Here is a 6,000-nt window from a genome sequence, read left to right on the forward strand (position 1 = left end):
CCTGCCCGGTACCCCGCGCTTCGTCGTCTCTCAGCCCACCGCATGGTCGAACGTGGACGATGGCCTCTGCGTCCGAGATGGATGGAGTCGCGCTGTGAAAGCGGGAGGCAGCGGGCAGGAACCCTGTCGGGCCCGCCCGGTCGACAGCCGGCCCACCACGCGGGGCGAACTGGGAGCCAGGCTCGCTGAATGCAGTGGGCCTAGCCGCTTCGTTCACCGGGCTCAAGATGTGGGCACCACTTCGATGTAGCGGTTCTCCCACATAAGCATGACCTCCGCGAGTAGCTGGTTGCGCTCGTCGTCCGCTGCGACCGGGATGTCCCCGACAGGCAGCGTCCGTGCCCGAGAGTCGGCCAGGGCGTTCCACAGGTGCCGGCTGATGGCGACGGGTTGGGACCGCGGGACGCCGAGTCGCACGGAGAAGGTGTCGGTGATGGAGCCCTCGGTATCCGTGTATTGGGTCCGCTCGAAGCGGGTCATCGGCAATGCCTTGAGAGAGCATGAGAGCAGTGCACTGTCCAGGTCCGGAACCCGCCTCAGGAGGTAGCCAGGCATGATCACTGCATCGAGTCCAGTGGTCAGCAGGCACTGGATGACGTCGTCTGCGCTCTGGACGACGGGCTCTGCGAAGTTGTTGAAGGACGTATTGAGAACGACGGGTACATTCGTACGTTCCTCGAACTTCTTCACAATGTTCCACAGGTTGGTGTTGTGTTCCCCGTTGATCACCTGAACACGCGCGGTTCCGTCAACGTGCGTGACTGCGGGGAGACGGTCGCGCCATTCGGGTTGGACGCCGACCACGAAGGACATGAAGTCCAGTGGAGCCTTCGTCGAGGTCAGATCGAAGACGCTGCCGGCCCTCTCCTGCAGCACGGCCGGAGCGAACGGACGGAAGCCCTCACGCTTTTTGATCTTGGCGTTGACGCGATCCCGGTTCTCGGCAAGGCGAGGGTCGGCCAAGATGCTGCGGTGGCCCAGGGCTCGCGGGCCGAATTCCGATCGGCCCGTCGCCCATCCGATCACCGCGTTCTCGGCGATCAGTTCCGCAGCCTTGTCCGTCTCCTCGCCAGCGGATATACGCTCCACCGTGAGCAACGGGCTCCAGCGCTGCACTGCTTGGTCCACTGTCTGGCCCGAATCAGTTCGCTCGTTGACATCAGGGCCCCAGAAGACGTGAGATAAACGTCGGCCTCCGATGCGTAGGCCGCTCAGGCTCTGACGGTACTGAGCAGCCCCCAGGGCCGCACCTGCATCGTGTGAGGCGGGGTGTACGAAGACCTCGTTGAACAACCCCGATGTCAGCACGCGCCCATTGCTCGAGGAGTTGTGAGCCACGCCTCCGGACAGGCAGAGCCGCTGCTCCCCAGTCTCTGCTCGCCAGTGTCCGAGCAGGTGCAGCATCGACTTTTCCAGGGTTTCTTGGAGTGCCGCCGCCAGATCTGCGTCAGCCTGGCGGAAGGACTCTCCCTTGCGCCGCGGGCGGAAGCCCGCACGTAGGAAGTGCTCCACCATTGGCGGCCGGTCGATGCCGACTTCACCGTTCGGAAGAAACTCAACGAAGCGCTCTAGTTCCTTACGGAAGACCGACGGATCTCCGTAAGGAGCCAGGCCCATCACCTTGTACTCATCGAACCGTTTGAAACCCATCAACGGTAGGAGTTCCAGGTAAAGGTGGCCCAGGGAAGCGTCGATCGGGTACGTCTTAATCGGACGTAGCGCGCCAGCCTCGGCGTGGTAAATGGAGATACTTTCGGACTCACCGTTACCGTCGACCACAGTCACCAAGCTGTTATCAAAACCAGAGTCTGCCCAGGAGCCAAAGGCATGAGAAAGATGATGTGGGACGAAGCTGAGCGGTCGGTTTGCAGGCATTTGCCCGACCGCTCGTTCCAGCCCTTCCTTCAAAAGGTCACGCGCGCTCACCAGTTCCTCCGCTGGTCGCTCCACGTACTGGTGGTTCAGCTCCAGATCGGTGTACTCCTCGCCGAAGAAGAAGGCGACTTCATCGATCTGAGACGGATTGATCCCTGCCATGTCCAGACAAAAACGAATGGCCTGTTCAGGAAAGGCCGTTGTATGTTTGATCCGGTTCAGGCGTTCTTCCTCCACGGCCGCCACGGTGACTCCGTCGACCACGACAGCTGCAGCCGCATCGTGGAAGAACCAGTCGGGCAGCTCGCGGAGTCGGTTTCCTTGCAGCGCGGTGAGACTTCCCGTGATACCGAGGGTGATCAATTAAGGCTCCATACTGCGTAGTTACGAGAATCGGTCCTAGGGCGACGAGGAGCGACTTAGGGCTTCTCGCGGAATTCGGTCTCGTTCACATAGCGGAACCGGCGCAGCGCAAGAACGGGACGCTTAGCCCTTATCGCGCCTGCTGTCACACCAAGATCGAAGACTGCATCGAGGCAGCGTGCGGGGAGCCATCGGAGCCACTCTCGTCGGCCTGATGTCTTGGTGCCCGTGGCGGTGTACAACGATCCAGAACGCCGGGCCTTCTCCAGCACGGCAATGCCGGTGGCGGCCCCCACGATCGCACCACCTTTCCATCCGAGATGCGTACGGCCAGCAAGCACAGTCATCGCCGCCCCTGCGCCCACCGTCGCCGCAGTCGAAGGAAAATGCCGCATGCTGCGCGCGGGGTGGTGAGTTGCGAGTGCTGCGTCGGCTACCCCGTAGTAGTACAAGCTCCGGGCCACCGGCCTCAGGGAGGTGATGTGTTCACGCCGATGCCGCACCTTAGCGTCCGGGTTCGTAGCGATGGAGCGGCCCAGCTCAGTCAATCGGACGCCGAAATCGACGTCCTCACCGCCCACAGGCGCCGGCAGCATGGGCCGGAATCCGCCGGAGGCCAGAAAGTCATTCCGGCGGACTACGAGGTTGGACGTCGTCCCCCAAAGCACACGCTCATATCGATCCGGCCAGTCATAGCACTGGTTGTACTTCAGCGAGTGCCTCAACACCGTCCACGGGTAATGGTTGTCGTTCCCAATCATCAGCGTCGGCCCAATCGCGGCCGCGACGTCAGGAGCCGATCCATCCATGAATTCAATATGATTACGAATTGAGTCAGGTGAAATCAGGCAGTCCGAGTCAACGAAGAGGAGGTATTCGCCGACCGCCGCATGGGCTCCTATGTTGCGCTTGCTCGCGGCGTCCTTCGGCCCTGCGAGATACAAGGCGTCATAATTCTGGCACTCTTTCGCAAGGATTTTGCGTTCTTCACCGACCGAACTATCCACGATGACCAGCTCCAGATCAGGGACTGGCTCTGAAAGTGCCTCGCGAATCAGTTCTGCCGCGTACCCGCCGCGACCTGTATGAACTGGCACAATAAGAGAAATTTTCACGATCTTCCTTACTTGGAAACCGGGCGGTCAGCAAACGCGCGCAGAATATCCGAATACAATTCAGCTGTGCGGTCTGCCATGACTTTCAGTGAATGAGACCGGCTGTAGATCTCGCGCGCTTTCCGTGCATAACGGCTTCGCATTCGACTATCCGCCAGCAGCTCAATGACGGAATACGCGATCGCGCAGGAGTCATCAGGCGGAACCAAACGTCCGTTGACTCGGTCGGCAATCATATTGACCACGTCGCCTACTCCGACTGTGATCACAGGAATACCGCTTGCCATGGCCTCGAGCACATTCAACGGACAAGCTTCCCGCCGAGATGGAGCAAGCAGTGCTAGCGCGTCCAGCCCTGGCCCCAGAACGTCTGGAACCGTTCCGTGGAACATTACCGATTCCGTCAGCCCGTCACGTAAAGCTCGTGATTCGCATCGCTCCCGGTCCGGACCATCACCAAATACGTGCAAATCTGGCGCCGCATCCCCAAGGCGATCTTCGAGAATTTTCATTGCGCCCAGTGCCGAATCCAAACCTTTGTCAGGGACAAGTCTTGCGACGAAGACTAGATGCGGCCGACCCGAAGGGTCAAAAAAGTGCACACTGCGCGAAGGCTGGGATATTCCATTTGGAATATAGTGCACGCGATCCTTTTCGATACCATGCTCCACGAGAAGTTTCGATGCACATTCGGCAACCGCAATGAACTGAAGCTGCGACTGCAAAGCAGTTTCTACGTCGGCGGGCGCAACTCGGATGGAGTGATGCGTTTGCACTACTGGTATCCGCAGTCGCTCCCCGATTTGAGTTGCAGTACGCAGTCCGGCACTGGGTAGGTGAGTGTGAATCAAATCTATGGATAGACCACCAAGTCGCTGTGCGCACTGCGCTGCGGTCTCGCGGATCAGCCGGTGGCGGGACGCATCCTTGTTCTCCACGGCGAGAAGCTCGGGGAGTAGCATCGTCGGTACGCCGACACGGGCACACGCCTCGGTGGCGTATCCCTCTCTGGCGAGCAGAACCAATGAATCCCAGCCATCTGATTGCTGCTCCCGCGCCAGGTCTATCACTGAGCGTGTGGCGCCATTGATTCCTGCGGATGTGATCACATGTGCGACAGTTGGCCTCTTCACAGCTTGGCGCGGCTGCGGGTGTCGCCAACGACCGTATAGCGTGTGCGCGGTTCACTGAGGTTACGGGCAAACCAGGACGCCGTCTGCTTAAGGCCTGTACCCGGTGATACCTGGGGAGACCAGTTCAGTTCTCGGGCGGCCAGCGAGATATCAGGCTTCCGGCGTGAGGGGTCACCCTCCGGCCGAGGAATGAAGTCGATTCCTGATGCAGAGCCAGTGACATCGATAACCAAGTGCGCAAGCTCGAGCATGGTCATTTCCTGGGGGTTACCAAGATTGACTGGCCCAGCGTACTCCGAGGAGGACGCCAGGGCGACGATGCCTTCGATCAAGTCGTCTACGTAACAGAAAGCCCTCGTCTGTTCTCCATCGCCAGCCACGGTCAACGGAACTCCGCGGATTGCCTGACCGATGAACGCCGGCACGACGCGCCCGTCGTTCTCTCGCATCCGCGGCCCGTATGTGTTGAAGATGCGTACTATCGCGGTGTCTGTGCCTCGGTCTTGGCGGTACGCGGTAGTCAGTGCTTCGGCATAGCGCTTGGCCTCGTCATACGAACTTCGGGGTCCTGTGGAGTCGACGTTCCCGAAGTAGGTTTCCCTTTGAGGGTGCTCGAGAGGCTCCCCGTAGACCTCCGAAGTTGAAGCCAGGACAAAGCGTGAGTCCTTCTCTGTAGCAACTTCCAGAAGGTTGCGGGTTCCAACGCTACCTGCAAGCAGAGTTTCAATGGGTATGTTCTGGTAATCGATAGGAGACGCTGGGGATGCCAGGTGAAATACGGCGTCCAGCCTTCCATCAATTTCCAATACTTTCCCACTGGTGACATCAGCTTCGATGAATGTGAATCGAGGATTGTCCATAATCTCGGAGATGTTCTCGCGCCTGCCGGTCGACAGATTGTCAAGACAAATAACTTCGGCGCCGAGATTTATGAACTTCTCACTCAGGTGCGATCCCAGGAATCCTGCTCCGCCAGCGATCAGGACACGCTGCCTTGAGACCTGCGAAAGGTCGGAGCGACAGTTAGTTTCCTCAGACATTGAAACCCCCATGCGACATCGCCTTTGAACCCGTCATACCCTCCTGTCAGGCTTACTCTAAGTTTCCCGAAATTGAGTAAATGCCCGATCGTTCGTGGAGAGTGTGCATTGTTTCAATTCACCCTACCCGAGATTTGCTCATCTGGAAGATCACAATCACGCCAAATGTGCAATCGTCAATGTTCCCATGTTCATGATTTTGCGAGTTCATATCCGGAAATTGGAGGTAACTGTGGGGCAGATGGAGTGAACCGGGTACCGCCTGGTGAAGGCGGGCTTACCTGGCTTGACGACCTTGGGCATCGCTTATCCGCCACAGATCCACTTCCATGTGGCAAAGAGAGGCGGTAGCCGGTGTTTCAGCTCGCGAAGCGTCGCGGGTTAAGAACGGCTAACACAATGACCTGAGTTGTCGGTGGGTGATGAGGCAGCAGGCCAGTTTGAGGAACGCTTCGTGAATGTCGGCTCGGCGTT

The 6,000-nt window shown here is 59.0% G+C and carries 4 protein-coding genes; all 4 read right to left on the reverse strand.

What is annotated here, in order from left to right; translation table 11 throughout:
• Positions 1-222: 222 nt before the first annotated feature.
• Genes ABZY33_RS32545 through ABZY33_RS32560 form a run of 4 tightly spaced genes read right to left on the reverse strand, consistent with a single transcriptional unit; the run spans position 223 to position 5,526 of the window.
• Complete coding sequence (locus ABZY33_RS32545) at positions 223-2,238, reverse strand: carbamoyltransferase C-terminal domain-containing protein (protein ID WP_356495307.1); 2,016 nt, start codon at positions 2,236-2,238, stop codon at positions 223-225.
• Positions 2,239-2,294: 56 nt separating this feature from the next.
• Positions 2,295-3,353 carry a glycosyltransferase gene (locus tag ABZY33_RS32550; protein WP_356495308.1) on the reverse strand — a complete coding sequence of 353 codons (1,059 nt, stop codon included), beginning with the start codon at positions 3,351-3,353 and terminating at the stop codon, positions 2,295-2,297.
• Positions 3,354-3,361: 8 nt separating this feature from the next.
• Positions 3,362-4,462 carry a glycosyltransferase family 4 protein gene (locus ABZY33_RS32555; RefSeq protein WP_356495309.1) on the reverse strand — a complete coding sequence of 367 codons (1,101 nt, stop codon included), beginning with the start codon at positions 4,460-4,462 and terminating at the stop codon, positions 3,362-3,364.
• 20 nt (positions 4,463-4,482) lie between these two features.
• Complete coding sequence (locus ABZY33_RS32560; RefSeq protein ID WP_356495310.1) at positions 4,483-5,526, reverse strand: UDP-glucuronic acid decarboxylase family protein; 1,044 nt, start codon at positions 5,524-5,526, stop codon at positions 4,483-4,485.
• Positions 5,527-6,000: the final 474 nt, after the last annotated feature.

This window comes from Streptomyces sp. NPDC006552 (genome assembly GCF_040611655.1).
Taxonomy (GTDB): domain Bacteria; phylum Actinomycetota; class Actinomycetes; order Streptomycetales; family Streptomycetaceae; genus Streptomyces.